General features: G+C 72.9%; 10 protein-coding genes. 4 read left to right on the top strand and 6 right to left on the bottom strand.

Annotation, left to right across the window (positions count from 1 at the left end; genetic code table 11):
• Positions 1-61: 61 nt before the first annotated feature.
• From KM933_RS16425 to iolD, 3 genes are all read right to left on the bottom strand, one after another.
• The gene (locus KM933_RS16425; protein WP_221352805.1) at positions 62-943 is read right to left on the bottom strand and encodes an ABC transporter permease; all 882 of its coding nucleotides are present in this window, start codon (positions 941-943) and stop codon (positions 62-64) included.
• Complete coding sequence (locus KM933_RS16420) at positions 940-3,804, bottom strand: alpha/beta fold hydrolase (protein ID WP_221352802.1); 2,865 nt, start codon at positions 3,802-3,804, stop codon at positions 940-942. The genes KM933_RS16425 and KM933_RS16420 overlap by 4 nt, the downstream gene beginning before the upstream one ends.
• 135 nt (positions 3,805-3,939) lie before the next feature.
• Positions 3,940-5,835 carry a 3D-(3,5/4)-trihydroxycyclohexane-1,2-dione acylhydrolase (decyclizing) gene (gene iolD / locus KM933_RS16415; RefSeq protein WP_221352800.1) on the bottom strand — a complete coding sequence of 632 codons (1,896 nt, stop codon included), beginning with the start codon at positions 5,833-5,835 and terminating at the stop codon, positions 3,940-3,942.
• 549 nt (positions 5,836-6,384) lie between these two features.
• On the opposite strand from iolD, the gene KM933_RS16410 reads away from it, so the two are divergent.
• Together KM933_RS16410 and KM933_RS16405 are read left to right on the top strand one after the other, a co-directional pair.
• Positions 6,385-7,326: a sugar phosphate isomerase/epimerase family protein gene (locus tag KM933_RS16410; RefSeq protein ID WP_221352798.1), complete on the top strand. Its 942-nt coding sequence runs from the start codon at positions 6,385-6,387 to the stop codon at positions 7,324-7,326.
• 305 nt (positions 7,327-7,631) lie between these two features.
• A complete protein-coding gene (locus KM933_RS16405) occupies positions 7,632-7,829 on the top strand; it encodes a helix-turn-helix transcriptional regulator (RefSeq protein ID WP_221352797.1) in 198 nt (65 codons plus the stop codon).
• A gap of 112 nt (positions 7,830-7,941) precedes the next feature.
• Here the strand turns inward: KM933_RS16405 and KM933_RS16400 are convergent, their stop codons facing one another.
• A complete protein-coding gene (locus tag KM933_RS16400) occupies positions 7,942-8,976 on the bottom strand; it encodes a zinc-dependent alcohol dehydrogenase family protein (protein WP_221352795.1) in 1,035 nt (344 codons plus the stop codon).
• Between the two features lie 187 nt (positions 8,977-9,163).
• On the opposite strand from KM933_RS16400, the gene KM933_RS16395 reads away from it, so the two are divergent.
• Together KM933_RS16395 and KM933_RS16390 are read left to right on the top strand one after the other, a co-directional pair.
• A complete protein-coding gene (locus KM933_RS16395; RefSeq protein ID WP_221352793.1) occupies positions 9,164-9,403 on the top strand; it encodes a heavy-metal-associated domain-containing protein in 240 nt (79 codons plus the stop codon).
• 156 nt (positions 9,404-9,559) lie between these two features.
• On the top strand, positions 9,560-11,914 hold the full coding sequence (locus KM933_RS16390) for a heavy metal translocating P-type ATPase (protein WP_221352791.1): 2,355 nt from the start codon (positions 9,560-9,562) through the stop codon (positions 11,912-11,914).
• 591 nt (positions 11,915-12,505) lie between these two features.
• Here the strand turns inward: KM933_RS16390 and KM933_RS16385 are convergent.
• Both KM933_RS16385 and KM933_RS16380 read right to left on the bottom strand, forming a co-directional pair.
• Entirely contained in the window at positions 12,506-13,804 is a 1,299-nt protein-coding gene (locus tag KM933_RS16385; protein WP_221352789.1) for a citrate synthase, read from the bottom strand.
• A 226-nt stretch (positions 13,805-14,030) separates the two neighbouring features.
• Positions 14,031-17,579 carry an SAV_2336 N-terminal domain-related protein gene (locus tag KM933_RS16380; protein ID WP_221352787.1) on the bottom strand — a complete coding sequence of 1,183 codons (3,549 nt, stop codon included), beginning with the start codon at positions 17,577-17,579 and terminating at the stop codon, positions 14,031-14,033.
• Between the last annotated feature and the right edge of the window lie 2 nt (positions 17,580-17,581).

Here is a 17,581-nt window from a genome sequence, read left to right as displayed (position 1 = left end):
GGTGATCCTCCGGAGACCGGGGGGTGTCCGGAGGAGTCGTACCCCGGTCGTCGGAAGGTCCCTACGACACCACGTCCTTGCGGGCGAAACCGCGGAAGGCCAGGGCGAACAGCACCATCGCGTACGTGAGGGAGACCGCCGTGCCCTGGATCATGCCGCCCCACTCGGGACGTGGCTGTACCGCGTCGGCCCAGGCGAACTGCCAGTGCGCGGGCAGGAAGTGGCGCCAGTCGCCGAGGGCGGTGACCGCGTCCAGCACGTTCCCCACGATCGTCAGGCCGACCGCGCCCCCCACCGCGCCCAGCGGGGCGTCGGTCTTCGTCGACAGCCAGAACGCGAGCCCCGCCGTGACCAGTTGCGACGCGAAGATGAACGCGATCACGACCACCAGCCGCTGGGCCGCCGTACCCGCGGACAGGGTGCCGCCGGTGGGGATCTCCAGCGGACCCCAGCCGTACGCGACCGAGCCCACCGCCAGCGCGACGACCGGCAGCAGCACCATCGCGGCGAGGCTGAGGCCGAGCGCGACCACCAGCTTGGACCACAGGAGGCGGGCCCTGGGCACGGGTGCGGCGAGGAGGTAGCGCAGGGAGGACCAGCTGGCCTCCGAGGCGATGGTGTCGCCGCAGAACAGCGCCACGGGGATGACCAGCAGGAAGCCCGCGGAGACGAAGAGGTTCGTCGCGGCGAAGTTGGCGCCTGACGCCGTGGCCGTGTCCATGAGGGTGACCCGGCCCTCGCGACCGTCCGGCCGGCCGCCGATCGCGAAGGCCACGGCCAGCACGAAGGGCAGGGCGGCGAGGATCGCGCCCATGGCCAGCGTGCGGCGCCGCTTCAGCTGGCGCATCAGCTCGACCCGCAGGGGCAGGGTCCGCCCCGCCCGGTAGCCGTCGGCCACCTCGGCACGCTCGGCGCGGTCGGCACGCTCGGTAAGTGTGCTCACGCGGAGCCTCCGATCAGGGTCAGGAACGCGTCCTCCAGGCGGCGGTGGGGACCGAGGGAGGCCACCGGGACCTCCAACCGGACCAGCTCCACGAGGAGCCGGGCCACCGCCGCGGAGTCGTCGACGGCCGCGGGGTCGTAGACGGCCGAGGGGTCCTGGACGACCGGGGAACCCCCGCCGCCCGACACCGTGGGCGTGGGCGTGGGCATGGGCATGGGCGTGGTCGTCGCGGCCGTGGGCGTGACCGCAGCCGTCCCCGTGGCCGTCGTCAGCCGTATCAGCAGCCCGTCGTCCGTCCGGACCACCGACGCGACGCCCGGCAGTGCCGCCACCTTCTCCACCAGCGGGTCCGCGATGCCGGCCGCGAGGCCGACGAGCAGCGTGCCGCCGGAGCCGATGATCTCGTGGACCGGGCCGGCCTGGACCAGCCGTCCCCGGTCCATGACGACCAGGTGCGTGCAGGACTGCTCGACCTCGGCGAGGAGGTGGCTGGACACGATGACCGTACGGCCGGCCGCGGCGTAGCGGATCATGACCTCGCGCATCTCACGGATCTGGGGCGGGTCCAGGCCGTTCGTCGGTTCGTCGAGGATCAGCAGGTCCGGCAGGCCGAGCATGGCCTGGGCGATGGCGAGGCGCTGCCGCATGCCCTGGGAGTACGTGCGCACCGCGCGGGCCAGTGCGTCCCCCAGGCCCGCGATCTCCAGGGCCTCCGCCAGGTGGGCGTCCTCGGGCGGGCGGCCGGTGGCCTGCCAGTACAGCTCCAGGTTCTCGCGGCCGGAGAGGTGCGGCAGGAAACCCGCGCCCTCCACGAAGGCGCCGACCCGGGACAGGACGGGGGCGCCCGGCCGGATCGCGTGCCCGAAGACGCGGATCTCGCCCTCGTCGGGCTTGATGAGGCCCATCAGCATGCGCAGGGTGGTGGTCTTGCCCGCGCCGTTCGGTCCGAGCAGGCCGAGGACCTGGCCCTTCTCGACGCGGAACGACAGGTCCCGTACGGCGTACCGGTCCACGGACTTCGCGTAGCGCTTGCTCAGGCCCGTGATCTGGAGCGGGACCTCGGCGAGCGCGGGGTCGGGCGGGACCGCGGCGGTCCGGCGGCGGCCCGTCGCCAGCAGGGCCAGCGCGAGCAGCGCGCCGGCGACCGGCAGCCACCACACCCAGGCGGGCAGCGCCGCGGCGGCGGTACGCACGCCGGGCACGGTCGGCACGGCGAGGTCGCCCTTCAGGGAGACGGTGTACGTCGCCGGGGCCGTCGGGGACGCGTACCCGAGGTCGGTCGAGGCCAGGACCAGGCGCAGCCGGTGGCCCTCCCGCACCTCGTGGTCGACGGCGGGCAGGGTCAGCCGGACGTCCTTCCCGTCCTCGCCGGTCGCGACCCGGACCGGGGTGACCAGCTGGGAGGGCAGGACCTGCTGCCCGCCGCCGGGGCCCACGTCGTAGACCTTGCCGAAGAGCACGGCCTCGCCGGTCGTCGACCTCACGTTGACCGTCACGGTGGGCGTGCCGGTGATGCGCAGGTCCTCGGTGAGGGCCCTGGACTCGAACCGTGCGAACTGCCCGGGGAAGTCGAGCGACACGCCGACGCCCAGCGAGGAGAGCTGGGAGAGGCCGCCCGCGCCGCTCAGCCCGGGGAGGGCCGAGACGCCGGGCGGACTGGCGCCCGCGGGGTTGGCGAACTCCTGCTCGCGCCCGCTCAGCGCCACCTTCCGGCCGTCGGTACCGGTCAGGCCGGGGTAGGTGTCCCCGGCGGCGCCCCTCAGGCGGGCCGCGCCGTCGGTGGAGTCGATGCCTCCGGTGCGGGTGATGCGGAACGCGGGTCCCGTGGCAGTGTTCCCGCCGTTCCCGCCGTTCCCGTCGGTCCCGTCGGTCCCGCCGTTCCCGTCTTCCTTCAGGTAGCGGTCGAACCAGGAGGTCACGCGTGCCCGTACGCGGTCGGTCTCCAGGTCGCCGCCGTCGTGGCCGCCGGAGAGCCAGTCGACGCCGACCGGGGCGCCGTTGGCCCTGACGGCCTCGGCGATCCGGTCTGCCTGGTCGAGCGGGAAGAGCGAGTCGGTCTGGCCCTGCATGATGAGCGTGGGCACCTCGATGCGGTCGCCGACGGCGGAGGGGCTGCGCTCCTCCAGCAGTTCCACGGCCTTCGCGTCGGGTTCCCCGGACTCGGCGACCCGCTCGTACATCTCGCACAGCTGCTTCTCGAACGCGTCGCAGCCGCCGCCGGAGTTGATGAACAGCCCGGCCCACAGCTTCTTGAAGACGCCGTTCGGGAACAGGGCGTCCGCCAGGTTCCAGTACGTGATCGCCGGGGCGACGGCGTCGACCCGCCGGTCGTGGCCGGCGGCGAGCAGCGAGACCGCGCCGCCGTACGAGGCGCCTGTGACGCCGACCCGGGGGTCGCCGTCCTTGTCCAGCTCGACCTCGGGGCGCCCGGCCAGCCAGTCGATCAGCCGGGAGACGTCGGCGACCTCGCCCTCGGGGTCGTTCAGGCCGATCCTGCCGGTGGACCTGCCGAAGCTGCGCGCGGACCAGGTCAGCACCGCGTACCCGTCGCGGGCGAGGTCCTCCGCCTGCTCGCGGACGTCCTCCTTGCTGCCGCCGAAGCCGTGCGTCAGCAGGACGGCGGGGCGGCGGTCCGGGGACCCGCCGGAACCTCCGGAGACGCCGGAGCCGGTGGTGAAGTACGACGTGTCGATCCGCACCCCGTCCGCCGTGGGAAGCATCCGGTCGGCACGGTGCACCGCGGGCGCCCCGTCGGAGGCGACCGCGGTCCATGTCCCGGCGCCGGCGAGCACGACGACGGCGGCCGCGGCGGCTATCCACCGTCGCGGCCGCCCTCGCAGCGCGGGCATTCGAAGATCCATGCCTCCACGGTACGGGGCGCCTCCGGCGGAGGGTGCAGCCGAAGGGCGGAGCCCTCCGGTATCCCGTGGGAGTACAGGACGCCCTTCGTGTACCGCAAACGCGGTACACGAAGGGCGTGCCGCCGGGGATCTCCCTCACAAATGGTGGCGGCGGGTGGCGGCCAGTCGTTCGTACCGCTCGCGTGCCCGGACCGCCGACGGCCGGGTCGAGGTCTCCGCCACGGGTACGTCCCACCATGCCTGCGCCGGGGGCGCGCCCGACACCCTGTCCGCCGTTTCGGTCTCCACGTGGACACAGGTGGGGGTGTCGGCGGCCCGTGCCTCGGCGAGAGCGGCACGCAGGTCGTCCACGGTCTTCGCGCGCAGGACCCGCATGCCGAGGCTCGCCGCGTTCGCGGCCAGGTCGACGGGGAGCGGGCGGCCGGTGTACGTCCCGTCCTCGGACCGGTGGCGGTAGGCGGTGGCGAACCGCTCGCCGCCCACCGACTCGGAGAGGCCGCCGATGGAGGCGTACCCGTGGTTCTGCAGGAGGACGACCTTGATCGCGACGCCCTCCTGCACGGCGGTGACGATCTCCGTCGGCATCATCAGGTACGTGCCGTCGCCCACCAGCGCCCACACCGGGCGGTCGGGGGCCGCCATCCGGACGCCGATCGCGGCCGGGATCTCGTAGCCCATGCAGGAGTAGCCGTACTCGACGTGGTACTGGTCGCGGGAACGGGTGCGCCACAGCCTGTGCAGGTCGCCCGGGAGGGAGCCGGCCGCGTTGACGATGATGTCGTCGCCGGTGACCAGTTCGTCGAGGGCGCCGAGGACCTGCGCCTGGGTCGGCCGGCTGTAGGAGTCCTCCGCCTCGAACGCCGCGTCGACGCGGTGCTCCCAGCGCTCCTTGTCCTCGGTGTACTCGGCGACGTACGCGGGTTCGGCGCGGTGGCCCAGCGGCGCGAGTGCCCCGGTGAGCGCCCTGAGGGCCGTGCGCGCGTCCGCGACCAGCGGCTGCCCGGCGAGTTTGTGGGCGTCGAAGGGGGCGATGTTGATGTTCAGGAAGCGCACGCCGGGGGCGGCGAAGAGGGTGCCGGAGGCGGTGGTGAAGTCGGTGTAGCGGGTGCCGACACCGATCACCAGATCGGCGGTACGGGCGAGTTCGCAGGCGGTCGCCGTGCCGGTGTGCCCGATGCCGCCGACGTCCGCCGGGTGGTCCCAGGCGAGCGATCCCTTGCCCGCCTGCGTGGCGGCGACCGGGATGCGGGTGAGGTCGGCGAACTCCCTGAGCGCGTCCTCGGCCCCGCTGTGGTGGACGCCGCCGCCCGCGACGACCACGGGGCGGCGGGCCCGGCGCACGGCCCGTACCGCGGCGGCCAGCTCCCCGGGGTCGGCGGCCGGACGGCGTACGGTCCACACGCGCTCGGCGAAGAACCCGTCCGGCCAGTCGAATGCCTCCGCCTGCACGTCCTGCGGGAGCGCGAGGGTGACGGCGCCCGTGTCGAGCGGGTCGGCGAGCACGCGCATCGCCCGGAGGGCGGCCGGTATCAGGGCCTCGGGCCGGGTGATCCGGTCGAAGTACCTCGACACCGGGCGCAGGCAGTCGTTGACCGACACGTCGCCGGCGTAGGGGACTTCGAGCTGCTGGAGGACCGGGTCGGCGGGGCGCGTCGCGAAGACATCACCGGGAAGGAGGAGCACCGGCAGGTGGTTGACGGTGGCGAGGGCCGCACCGGTGACGAGGTTGGTCGCGCCGGGGCCCACGCACGTGGTGACGGCCTGCGCGGACAGGCGGTCGCGCTGACGCGCGTAGCCGACGGCCGCGTGCACCATGGCCTGCTCGTTGCGGCCCTGGTGGTACGGCATGTCGTCGCCGTACTCCAGGAGCGCCTGCCCGAGCCCCGCGACGTTGCCGTGGCCGAGGATGCCCCAGGTGGCGTCGATCAGGCGGTGTCTCGTGCCGTCGCGTTCGGTGTACTGGGCGGCGAGGAACCGCACCAGTGCCTGCGCGACGGTCAGCCTCGTCGTCGACGACGTCGGCTCTGTCATCGGTGTCATCGGTAGCCCCCTGCGCTCTCTGCGTGTCACGGGCGGACGCCGGTTCCGTCACGTCGTACGTCCGGACGGGCCCGGCGACCCTACGCTCCGCCCGCCGGTCCGCCGTGCGCATCCGGTGCCGGGACACATAGGGGTGGGGTGGGGGACCTCCGGCGCGGAGCCGTAGCGGGCGGGGAGTCGTCGCTCGCACTTCGCTCCTGCCAGGGCGAAGCGGACTTCCGCGCCGGAGGCGATCTGTGCCCGGGCGTCATGGGGGTGTACCCGAAGTCGGCGACTTCGTCGAACATGTGCCCCCTGCCCGGGAGTTCGAACACTTTGCCCTCTTTATTCCCCTCCGGCGCACCGTACCGCCGCCGCCCTCCGGACGCACGGCCCACCCGCCCACGGCGGCGGCACCGCGGTGCCGGCCGCGGCCCCGCCGTCGTCGGCGGCTCTGTCGACCCCAGGTGTAGCGGCGCCGACAGAGCCCTGTCAATTAGTTGTCCGGACATTCGGACCAGCCCTTGACACCTCTCCCCGGCCGCCCCGAAGCTGACGCCCATGACGTCGTTGCCACCCCAGTCATCGCCCCAGTCATCGCCTGCGTCCTCACTGTCGCGCATCCGGATCGGTTCGGCGCCCGACTCCTGGGGCGTGTGGTTCCCCGACGATCCCCAGCAGGTCCCCTGGGAACGCTTCCTCGACGAGGTCGCCGAGTCCGGTTACGAGTGGATCGAGCTGGGCCCGTACGGCTACCTGCCGAGCGAGCCGGCCGTCCTCGCGGACGAGACCGCCCGCCGCAACCTGCGGGTCTCGGCGGGCACGGTCTTCACCGGCCTGCACCACGGCCCGGACGTGTGGGACGCCACCTGGGCCCACGTCTCGGACATCGCGGCGCTCACCCGGGCCATGGGCGCCGAGCACCTCGTCGTCATCCCGTCGTTCTGGCGCGACGACAAGACCGGCGAGGTCCTGGAGCCCGACACCCTCACCGCCGAGCAGTGGCGCCACCTCACCACCCAGACCGAGCGGCTCGGGCGCGAGGTGCGGGAGCGGTACGGGCTGAAGATCGTCGTCCATCCGCACGCGGACACGCACATCGACAGCGAGGAGAACGTGGCGCGTTTCCTCGACGGCACCGACTCCTCGCTGGTGTCGCTGTGCCTGGACACCGGGCACTACGCCTACTGCGGCGGCGACAGCGTCAAGCTCATCGAGACGTACGGGGAGCGGATCGGGTACCTGCACCTCAAGCAGGTGGACCCGGAGATCCTCGCCGACGTGCGGGCGAACGGGGTCCCGTTCGGGCCCGCGGTGGCCCGGGGCGTGATGTGCGAGCCGCCGACGGGGGTGCCGGCGCTGGAGCCCGTGCTCGCCGCCGCGCAGCGGCTGGACGTGGAGCTGTTCGCCATCGTCGAGCAGGACATGTATCCGTGTCCGCCGGACAAGCCGTTGCCCATCGCTCAGCGGACCCGGAAGTTCCTTCGCTCCTGCGGGGCGTAGGCGCAGGCGTTCCACCGGGTCGCCGGGGACGCGGGGCCCGTTTTCGGCTGCGGGTGGGTGGGGGCCGGTCGCGCAGTTCCCCGCGCCCCCACAGGGGGGCAATGCGTCACTTGTGTCACAAAGAACCTCCTTCTGTCACGGATGTCACGTGTCCGCTGGGTCTGTGTCACATGAAGGCGACAGGCGCTGCCGCCTCGTCACCGTCCGTCGTTCGCCGGGCACAGGCTTGTGATCGCCAGCGCAGGGCCGGGTCCCCCGACGGTCACCCCCGGCCGCCCCTCGGCCTGCGCGGGGAGGTGTCACCGATGACCGACCGGAGCCTTTGGTCGTACAAAGAGATCGCGGCGCACATCAAGGTGCAGCCGGACACCGTGCGGTCCTACCGAAAACACGGGCTGCTGCCCTCGCCCGACCACGTGGAGAGCGGCAAGCCGTACTGGTACGCCGACACCGTCCGCGCCTGGGTGGCCTCCCGGCCCCGCAACAGGGGGCGCGGGGACTGACCGCCCCCGGCGCCGTCCGGCTCCGGAGACCGGACACGGGAGAGGCCCCGCACATCCCCCGTGCGGGGCTTCTCCCGTGTCCGGGCCGTCACGCCGTCACGCCGTCACGCCGTCACGCCCAGGGTTCGACGACCGTGACACCCGCCCCCGGTGCCGTCCCCATCGCCGCCAGGGCGGCCGGTGCCGCCGCCAGCGGGATCGTGGACGTCACCAGGAGGTCGGGGCGCAGCAGCCCCGCGCGCACCGACTCCAGCATCGGCGGGTAGGCGTGCGCGGGCATGCCGTGACTGCCGAGGAGTTCGAGTTCCAGGGCGATCACCCGGGCCATCGGCACCACCGGGTCCTCGGGGAGCAGGCCCACCTGGACGTGCCGGCCGCGGCGGCGCAGACCGGCGACGGACGCCGCGCAGGTGGCCGGGGAGCCGAGCGCGTCGAGCGAGAGGTGGGCGCCGCCGCCGGTCAGGTCCCGGACCGCCGCCGCCGTGTCGCCGGTCCGGGAGGCGTCCACGCGGTGCGCGGCGCCGAACCGGCGCGCCAGGTCCAGCGCCCGTGGCGAGAGGTCGACCGCGACGACCCGCGCCCCGGCGGCGGCGGCGATCATCACGGCGGACAGCCCGACACCCCCGCAGCCGTGCACGGCCACCCACTCCCCCGGCGCCACCCTCCCCTGCGCGACCACCGCGCGGAACGCCGTGGCGAACCGGCAGCCCAGCGCGGCCGCCGTCGCGAAGGACAGCTCGTCCGGCACCGCGACGAGGTTCACGTCGGCGTGGTCCAGCGCGACGTACTCGGCGAAGGACCCCCAGTGCGTGAATCCGGGCTGGGTCTGCCGCTCGCACACCTGCTGGTCGCCCGCCGCGCAGGAGGCGCAGCTCCCGCAGGCGCAGACGAAGGGCACGGTGACCCGGTCGCCGGGCCGGTGGCGGGTCACCAGCGCGCCCACCGCCTCGACGGTTCCGGCGAGTTCGTGGCCGGGCACGTGCGGCAGCGTGATGCCCGGGTCGTGGCCCTGCCAGCCGTGCCAGTCGCTGCGGCACAGACCGGTGGCCCCGACCCCGACCACCACGCCGTGCGGCGCGGGTGCCGGGTCCGGCACGTCCCGCACCTCGGCCGGCTCCCCGTACCGCTCGAAGACCACTGCCCGCATGTCCCTCTCCCTCCGTCGCCGTCAACCCTTTGAACGTACCCCCTAGGGGTATAGTCTGGGTACGGTGGAAGCCCTTGGGCCACTCGTGTCCCATCCCGTGCACTCCACGCGCACCGGGTACGCGGCGCACGCCCCGCACGTCTCGACCATCTCGACCATCTCGACCATCTCGACGAGGAGCAATGACATGACCGCCCACACCGACACCTCCGGCTCCGTCACCACCGTCTACCGGGTAAGCGGGATGAGCTGCGGACACTGCGAGGGCGCGGTCTCCGGTGAGATCTCCGGGATCGCCGGCGTCACCTCGGTGAAGGCCGTCGCCTCCACCGGCGAGGTGACCGTGGTCTCCGCCGCCCCGCTCGACGAGGAGGCCGTGCGAGCCGCCGTCGACGAGGCCGGTTTCGAGCTCGCCGGCCGGGCCTGACGGACGACGGCGCACACCTTCCGCCCACCGCACGGCAGCGAACTCCACCTCACCTCGCAGCACCTCATCGCACCGGGTCACACCGGGCCGCGCCGGTTCGTACCGGCCGGCCGGCTCCGGCTCCGTACGACCCGGTCCGTCCCTTGGAGCACGGACATGAGCAGTACCACCGCAGCGACCACCGGGACCGAGGAGGCCGGCGCGCTCTCCCGGGTCGAGTTGACCATCGGGGGGATGACCTGCGCCTCCTGCGCGGCCCGGGTCGAGAAGAAGCTCAACCGCATGGACGGCGTCACCGCCACCGTGAATTACGCGACGGAGAAGGCGAAGGTCTCGTACGGGGACGGGGTGGCGGTCGCCGACCTGATCGCCACCGTGGCGAGGACGGGCTACACGGCGGAGGAACCCCCACCGTCGCCGAAGCCCCCGGAGATCTCGGAGGTCCCGGAGTCCGCAGGGTCCGCCGGGTCCGCCGGGTCCGTCGCCGGAGGCCCCGCGGCGGAGCGCGACCCCGAGCTGGCCGCGCTGCGCGAACGCCTCCTCGTCTCGGCGCTGCTCGCCGCCCCCGTCGTCCTGCTGTCGATGATCCCGGCGCTCCAGTTCGACGACTGGCAGTGGCTCGCGCTGACCCTGACCGCGCCGGTCGTCGTCTGGGGCGGGCTGCCCTTCCACCGGGCCGCGTTCAAGAACGCCCGGCACGGCGCCGCCACCATGGACACGCTCGTCTCGACCGGCACGCTGGCCGCGTTCGGCTGGTCCCTGTGGGCCCTGTTCCGGGGCGACGCGGGCACGGGAGGCATGGAGGGCATGGACGGCATGCGGGACGAGGGCTTCTCCCTCACCGTCTCCCGTGCGCAGGGCTCCTCGGCGATCTACCTGGAGGTGGCCGCGGGCGTGGTGGCCCTCATCCTCCTCGGCCGCTATCTGGAGGCCCGCTCCAAGCGGCGGGCGGGCGCCGCCCTGCGCTCCCTGATGGAACTGGGCGCGAAGGACGTCTCCGTCGTCCGGGACGGCCGTGAGGTCCGCGTCCCGGTGGCCGCGCTGGCCGTGGGCGACCGCTTCGTCGTACGGCCCGGCGAGAAGGTCGCCACCGACGGCACCGTCGTCGAGGGGACCTCGGCGGTCGACGTGTCGATGCTGACGGGCGAGTCGGTGCCGGTGGACGTGACGGTCGGTTCGGCCGTCACCGGGGCGACCGTGAACGCCGGCGGGCGGCTGCTCGTCGAGGCGGCCCGGGTCGGCGCCGACACCCAGCTCGCCCGGATGGCACGGCTCGTGGAGGACGCGCAGAACGGCAAGGCGCGGGTGCAGCGCCTCGCCGACCGGATCTCCGGGATCTTCGTGCCCGTGGTGCTGCTGATCGCGGCCGGCACCTTCGGGGTCTGGCTCGGCACCACCGGTGACACGGCCGCCGCGTTCACCTCGGCCGTCGCCGTACTGATCATCGCCTGCCCGTGCGCCCTGGGACTGGCCACCCCCACCGCCCTCATGGTCGGTACGGGCCGCGGCGCCCAGCTCGGCATCCTCATCAAGGGCCCCGAGGTGCTGGAGTCCACCCGGCGCGTCGACACGGTCGTCCTGGACAAGACCGGAACGGTGACGACCGGTCGCATGACCCTGCACGAGGTGCACGCGGCCGACGGCACCGACGCGGGGCGGGGGCGGGTCCTGCGGCTCGCGGGGGCCCTGGAGCACGCCTCGGAGCATCCGATCGCCCGGGCCGTCGCCGGGGGCGCGCAGGAGCGGACCGGGCCCCTGCCGGCCGTACAGGGCTTCGAGAACGTCCCCGGGCTCGGCGTCCGCGGCACGGTCGAGGGCCGTGCGGTGCTCGTGGGCCGGACCCGCCTCCTGGCGGACGCCGGGATCGCGCTCCCCGACGCGCTGGCCGCGCACACGGCGCGGGCCGAGGAGGAGGGGCGTACCGCCGTGGCCGTCGCCTGGGACGGTACGGCGCACGGGGTCGTGACCGTCGCCGACGCCGTGAAGGAGACCAGCGCGGAGGCGGTCCGCGCGCTGCGCGCCCTGGGGCTCACCCCGATGCTGCTGACCGGGGACAACCGGACCGTCGCCGAGTCCGTGGCCCGGACCGTCGGCATCGACCCGGCCGACGTGATCGCCGGGGTGCTGCCCGAGGAGAAGGTCGGCGTGATCGAGCGGCTGCGGGCCGAGGGGCGGGTCGTGGCGATGGTGGGCGACGGCGTCAACGACGCGGCCGCCCTCGCCACCGCGGATCTCGGCCTCGCGATGGGCACCGGGACGGACGCGGCGATCGAGGCGAGCGACCTGACGCTCGTACGGGGGGATCTGCGGACGGCCGCCGACGCGATCCGGCTGTCGCGCAGGACCCTCTCCACGATCAAGGGGAACCTGGTCTGGGCCTTCGGCTACAACGTGGCGGCGCTGCCGCTGGCCGCTGCGGGACTGCTGAACCCGATGATCGCGGGAGCGGCCATGGCGTTCTCCTCGGTGTTCGTGGTGACGAACAGCCTTCGGCTCAGGGCGTTTTCATGATGAACAGGCAGGAGTCCCCCTAGAGTCCGGGACGCCCCTTCACATAAGCTCTTCACACGAGGTGCGCATCTTCCTTACGCTTGGTCCCGATAGTCATATCGGGCCTCGCGGACACCTTCGGCACAAAGGGAAGAGACGCAGATCACAGTACTGCCAACGTAACCATCGAAGGGGTTCGTGAGTCTAGATTGACGATGTCAGACACGTCTTGGGGGGCGTTTCTGGCATCTGGGAGCGTCTTGGGGGACGTTCTCGGAACTGCGTTGCCGGGGCGCGTACAGCGGGGAGCTTTGAGCGGCCCTCCCGTGTGTACGGGTCCCGGCAGACCGCACCGCAGCGATTCAGGCGCTGCCTTCGGACGCCCGGCCGGATCCCGTGGGGGGAATCCGCACCGGGACATGGGAAGGCGCCCCGACTCCGGCCCGTGGGGGGACCGGCAGCGGGGCGCCTTCTTTATCGCGTCCGTTCACTTCTGCACTCGAGGCATGGCTGATCGCCAGGGCCGCGGGCCCGTCAGGGCCGCGGGGAACTGCGCGACCAGCCACAACGGGCCCGCGGACGAAAACCTGCGGGCAACGGGCGAGCGGAGCGTCAGCGCTGCTCGACAGGCGTGAAGTCCCGCTCGACCACACCCGTGTAGATCTGCCGCGGACGGCCGATGCGAGACCCCGGCTCCTTGATCATCTCGTGCCACTGGGCGATCCAGCCCGGCAGCCGGCCGAGGGCGAACAGGACCGTGAACATCTCGGTCGGGAAGCCCATGGCCCGGTAGATCAGACCGGTGTAGAAGTCGACGTTCGGGTAGAGGTTGCGCGAGACGAAGTAGTCGTCGGAGAGCGCGTGCTCCTCCAGCTTGAGCGCGATGTCCAGCAGCTCGTCGGACTTGCCGAGGGCCGAGAGGACGTCGTGCGCGGCAGCCTTGATGATCTTCGCGCGCGGGTCGAAGGACTTGTACACCCGGTGGCCGAAGCCCATCAGGCGGACGCCGTCCTCCTTGTTCTTCACCTTGCGGATGAAGGAGTCGACGTCGCCGCCGTTGGCCTGGATGCCTTCCAGCATCTCCAGGACGGACTGGTTGGCGCCGCCGTGCAGGGGGCCCCACAGGGCGCTGATGCCGGCGGAGATCGAGGCGAACATGTTCGCCTGCGACGAGCCCACCAGGCGCACGGTGGAGGTCGAACAGTTCTGCTCGTGGTCCGCGTGCAGGATGAGCAGCTTGTCGAGCGCGGAGACGACGACCGGGTCGAGCTCGTACTCCTGCGCGGGGACCGAGAAGGTCATGCGCAGGAAGTTCTCGACGTAGCCCAGGTCGTTGCGCGGATAGACGAACGGGTGACCGATCGACTTCTTGTACGCGTACGCGGCGATCGTCGGGAGCTTGGCGAGCAGCCGGATCGTCGAGAGGTGGCGCTGCTTCTCGTCGAAGGGGTTGTGGCTGTCCTGGTAGAACGTCGAGAGCGCGGAGACCACCGACGACAGCATGGCCATCGGGTGGGCGTCGCGGGGGAAGCCCTGGAAGAACCGCTTGACGTCCTCGTGCAGCAGGGTGTGCTGCGTGATCTCGTTCTGGAAGGTGGAGAGCTCGTCGACCGTGGGCAGCTCGCCGTTGATCAGCAGGGAGGCCACCTCCAGGAAGGTGGAGCTCTCGGCGAGCTGCTCGATCGGGTACCCGCGGTAGCGGAGGATGCCCTGCTCACCGTCGAGATACGTGATCGCGGATTTATAGGCGGCGGTGTTCCCGTAACCGCTGTCCAGCGTCACCAGACCGGTCTGGGCGCGGAGCTTCCCGATGTCGAAGCCCTTGTCGCCGACGGTGCTGTCGATCACCGGGTAGGTGTACTCGCCGTCGCCGAACCGCAGTACTACAGCGTTGTTGGTGTGCTCGCTCACGTCATCCCTCACCGACGTTGTGCCTCTTCTTCGAGGTGCCCTGACTGTCTCTACCATCCCCCATTTGGCGCAGGAGAGTGCACTCGGGGTCGACCATTGGGCTCATCGGCGGCACTCAGTGCCGCCAACTTGTTCATCCTGCCCGTTTCGACGGCCTTCCGAAAGTGCCGTGTGACGTTTCCGACTCGTTTGATCGATCATTTTTTCCGGCGGCCCGACGGCGGGGTCAGTCCGGCGGATCGCCGACCACGCGCCCCGCGAGGTGCACGAACACTTCCGCGGTGCGCGGCTTGATCCGGTCGAGACGGATCTCCCAGTCGCCGGCCAGATGGGCGTCGAAGGGCACCACCAGGCAGCGGTCCGGCCGGCCGCTGAACCGGCCGCGGATGTGCGCTTCCCGGGTGTCCCTGACGATGCCGCCGAGCCGCGTCGCCACCACGATCGCGTTGTCGGCGAGAGCCGGTCGGCTCTCGCGCAGCCGGTCCAGTAAGCGCTTGGCGGACTCGACGGACTCCTCCGAGGTGGTGCAGCAGACGACCAGGACGTCCGTCAGATCCAGTACGACGTCCGCGGTCCGGTCGAGCCGGAGTCCGGCCCAGTCGGTCAGGACAGCCGGGTAGTGCGGCGCCGTCAGTGCCATGAGCCTGCGGTACTCGTCCCCGTACGCCGGACTGTGTACGGAGTGGGTGGCACTGTGCGTGAGGACCTCCAGGCCGGACGGAGTGGTGGCCGCCAGCCGCCGGATCCCGTCGTGTGACGTGCCCACCGGCAGCGTCGTCGCCTCGTGCAGTGTCGAGCGATCGGCGCCCCGCTGCCTCCGGCGGTGCTCGGGACCGAGCCGGTGATGCAGGTCCCCCCGTGCGGGGGCCCCGTCGAGTGCCAGCACCGGCCGGCCGCGCAACGCGGCGAGGACGGCTCCCAGCGTCAGGGTCGTCGTGGCCCGGCCGCAGCTCGGGTGAACGCCCGCCAGGGTGATGCGACGGCCGTATGCGAGGGGGCGCCGGGCAAGGGAGGCGGACCGGTGGTGGGCGGCCCTGCCCAGCCCGATGCCCCGCAGCAGGGCCCACCGGCCGATGCGCGGTGCCGGGGACCGGGCGGGAGGGGCCACGACGCCCGGTTGCTCCCGCCCGGAAGCCGGGCGGCCGGGCACGGCACCGTCGGACCCGCCCCGGGCAGCCGCCGTGAGCGGCGGACGCGGCGTGGCCGCCACGCTCCTGCTCCCGGCGGTCGGAGCGGTGGTGGCTGCCGGCGTACCGCCCTGCAGGGCGCGCGCGATCGCCACGTACCGGGCCAGCACCTCCGCCACCTCGCTCGACGTGGGCCGCTGCTCCGCGTCCGGGAGGAGGCATTTCAGCACCAGCTTGCGCAGCGGCTGCCAGGTGTCCCCCTGCCACAGGTGCATTCCCTCCGGCGTACCGGGCAGTCCGGGGAGCGGTTTGCCGCTGACCAGTTGAAGCAGCCGGCCGAGTGACTCGACGTTGCCGGCCGCTGTCGGCAGGGGCCCCTCTCCCGCGTACTCTCCGTCCACGGCGCAGTCCGACAGTCCGCCCAAGACGATCGAACGGCGGCTCAGGACGAACACCGAGTCGGCGGAGAGGTCCGCCGGTGCCAGCCCTTTCAGGTGGCTGATGTTGAGTGCGTTCGCCAACTGCCAGCCGAGGGTGAGACTGGTGATGATGTCGAGGTACCCGCTGCCGTACGGCGCATCGGGGCCGATCAGGTCGCTCAGCCGGGGCAGTGGGGCGTCCGGACCGCCGGCCGTGGTCAGCAGGCCCGTCGCGATCCACGCCGGGCGTTCGTCCAACCCGGTGGCCAGCAGCTCCGGGGCGTACCGGCCGCCCATCCGCCGCAGTGCCTCCGCCTCGGTCACGAGCAACTGGTGGGTGGAGGCCGGCTGGTCGGGCCGGACCACGCGCACGGCCGCCTGCCGGTCGCCGGAGTCGCGGCCGAGGTAGACGATCGTACGGTTGCCCACCTGGCGTCCGTGCAGGTGGAACCCGCCCAGCCGCCGGGGGTCCTCGGGGGTGAGCGGGCTCCACCGGGCCGCGCGGTCGGGGCGTGCCGTCGGCAGGGCCGCGCGCGGCGGTTCCATCGACACCCCGAACCGGGCCATGAGCCGCCGCTCGACGGCGGTGAAGGAGCGAAACGCCGAGGGCAGGGTGTCCGCTCCGTCCGGATGGGCCAGCCAGGCGGGGAAGTCCGGTGATCGGCCCGCCAGTTGTTCGAGGCGGCGGCCGATCCGGCGGCCGGTGCGCAGCAGTTCGGCGCTCGGGACGGCGTCCAGGAGCGCGCTCTTCGCCTCCTCGGTGAAGTCGAAGATCCGGTGCTGGACGGGCAGCGGACCCGGCGCGGGCGCCGGATGGGGGTGGACGAGCCCACTCAGGAAGACCTCCGCCAGATGTGCGGTGCTGGCCTGCCAGGGCACGGCGGACTGCACCAGCCTCATCACCGGTACGGAGACGGGTGACACGGCGGCCAGGTGCGCGGCCAGCCGGTACGCCTCGGGGGAGGCGGCGTCCCGGAAGTGCTGGAGGTGCCCCGCCGCCCGGGACCTCGCGACCGCCTCGTGCTCGCGGGGGCGGGACAGCAGCGGCAGCTCCACGGTGGTGCCCGGTGAGGTGATGAGCCTGGCCCAGTCGCGCAGCGCCTGCGGGGTCGGTTCGAGGACCGGGACCGGCACCCCGGCGAAATCCACCAGGACCGTGGGCAGTACCCGGTCGGTGACGTCCCAGGAGGTGTTGGCGCCTCCCGGCCGTCGTGTGGTGGCCTGCCAGCGGTCGGCCTGGATGCCGGAGCCCGCCCACAGCCTGGGCGGCAGGGCGTGCACGACGGCCACCGGGCCGGCCGCCGCCCATTCCAGCAGTACGCCGTGCATGCTTCCGCGGCGCCAGGCCGCGCCCATGCCGTCACTGACCACGAGGACCAGGGTCCGGCCCGAGGGGTCGGTGAGCACCGAGGGCGACATCGTGGAGCTGTGCGGGTCGAAAGGGCGCCCGCGCAGACTCGGCGCGCCGCCGCTGGTACGGGTGTCGAGGCCGAGGACGCGGAGGGAGCGGAACGCGCCGAGGCGCTGCATCGCCGTCCGCAGTTCCGTGGCGAGCCGGTGCCACAGAAGCATGGACAGCCCGTCGTCGACCACCATCACCAGGTGGAGCCACCGTTCACGGGCGGGACGCATCACGACGTCCGGCAGCCGGGTCTCCGCCAGGACGGCCGCGGTGGCCCGTTCGTCGAGTTCCTGGCGGCGGTTGCTGGCGACCTTGATCTTCAGCCGCCGCAGGGCCCTGCCGGTCTCCAGTTGCAGCGGCAGGGCCTTGTCCTCCGGCACCCGCAGCGGCAGCGCCGACTTCTCCTTCGGGGGCGGGGGAAAGGGATCCTGCCGGGATGCCTCGGGAGGGGCGTCCGCGTCCGGTCCGTCCGGCAGGGGGTCGCGCAGCGAGCCCGCGTGCAACTCCGGATCGGCGGGCGACGGCCCACCGGACTCCGGCGTCCCGGACGGCCCGTCGCCCTCCCGGGCGGTCGCCCCGTTTGCGCGGTCGGGGCCCGGTGCCCCGCTCTCCCGGAGCCGGTGCACCGAGGCCAGGGTCCGGGCGAGCGGGAGCTCTCCTCCACCGGCCTCACCGTCGGCGTCGGCGGTGCCGCCGCCGCTGCTGCCGTCCCCGGACAGCGCTCGGGCCAGCCACAGTACGTCGAGCACCTCCTGCGGATCGAGGTCCTGACCCACGTTCTTGAGGATCCGCAGAGCCGCGCCGAGTCGCGGGTCCGGGTCCGTCATGG

The sequence above is a fragment of the Streptomyces beigongshangae genome (assembly GCF_019710745.1).
In the GTDB taxonomy this organism is placed as follows: Bacteria; Actinomycetota; Actinomycetes; order Streptomycetales; family Streptomycetaceae; genus Streptomyces; species Streptomyces beigongshangae.
This window is presented reverse-complemented; position numbering and strand designations above follow the sequence as displayed.

What these genes read in the sequence shown, in the direction of transcription:
- KM933_RS16420 (WP_221352802.1), bottom strand. Translation starts at nt 3,804, where the DNA reads ATGGATCTTCGAATGCCCGCGCTGCGAGGGCGGCCGCGACGGTGGATA.
- iolD (WP_221352800.1), bottom strand. Translation starts at nt 5,835, where the DNA reads ATGACAGAGCCGACGTCGTCGACGACGAGGCTGACCGTCGCGCAGGCA.
- KM933_RS16410 (WP_221352798.1), top strand. Translation starts at nt 6,385, where the DNA reads ATGACGTCGTTGCCACCCCAGTCATCGCCCCAGTCATCGCCTGCGTCC.
- KM933_RS16405 (WP_221352797.1), top strand. Translation starts at nt 7,632, where the DNA reads ATGACCGACCGGAGCCTTTGGTCGTACAAAGAGATCGCGGCGCACATC.
- KM933_RS16400 (WP_221352795.1), bottom strand. Translation starts at nt 8,976, where the DNA reads ATGCGGGCAGTGGTCTTCGAGCGGTACGGGGAGCCGGCCGAGGTGCGG.
- KM933_RS16395 (WP_221352793.1), top strand. Translation starts at nt 9,164, where the DNA reads ATGACCGCCCACACCGACACCTCCGGCTCCGTCACCACCGTCTACCGG.
- KM933_RS16390 (WP_221352791.1), top strand. Translation starts at nt 9,560, where the DNA reads ATGAGCAGTACCACCGCAGCGACCACCGGGACCGAGGAGGCCGGCGCG.
- KM933_RS16380 (WP_221352787.1), bottom strand. Translation starts at nt 17,579, where the DNA reads ATGACGGACCCGGACCCGCGACTCGGCGCGGCTCTGCGGATCCTCAAG.